Origin of the sequence: Methylobacterium sp. CCH5-D2 (assembly GCF_001556475.1) — a bacterium.
Classification (GTDB): Bacteria; Pseudomonadota; Alphaproteobacteria; order Rhizobiales; family Beijerinckiaceae; genus Methylobacterium; species Methylobacterium hispanicum.
In genome coordinates this window covers 1-452 of the sequence record NZ_LSIX01000193.1, presented here as the reverse complement: position 1 = coordinate 452, position 452 = coordinate 1, and the positions used below count along the sequence as shown (strand labels likewise).

General features: G+C 72.6%; 1 protein-coding gene. It reads left to right on the top strand.

Translation table 11 applies throughout. The features are described from left to right. Positions 1-420: hypothetical protein (locus AX737_RS34105; protein WP_245293396.1), on the top strand; the 420-nt coding region annotated here is incomplete at its 5' end. Positions 421-452: the final 32 nt, after the last annotated feature.

Below are 452 nucleotides of genomic sequence, written 5' to 3'. Positions count from 1 at the left end.
GCGATGATCCTCGCGATCATCGCCTACGTCGCGCCGTCCGCCGTCCAGGCCCACGGGGGGCACGAACACCACGGCCACCACGTGGCCGCGGCCCAGCCCAAGACCGTCCCAGTGATGGTCAAGGCGGTACCCACCCCCGCCAAGCCAACTGCGCGGTCCGAGGCGGCAACCTGGTCCAAGGTGGCGCTCCCGGCCGTCGAGTTGGCGCGCATCGAACCTGCCTCCGACGATTGCTGCCGGCCCGGTTGCGGGACCCGCTGCTGCGGGACGATGACCTGCTGCGCCACCGGCGTCCTGTCCGGGCCCTACGCCTTGTCCCCGTCCCTGTTTCAGACCGTCACGTTGATCCCGCGCGACGTCGCTGGCCGTTCGGGTCCCGGCCCCGAGGCCCTGCCGAAGCCCCCACGAACCCTCGCGTGAAGTAGGGCGCGCCTGAGGCGCGCGACGCCCGG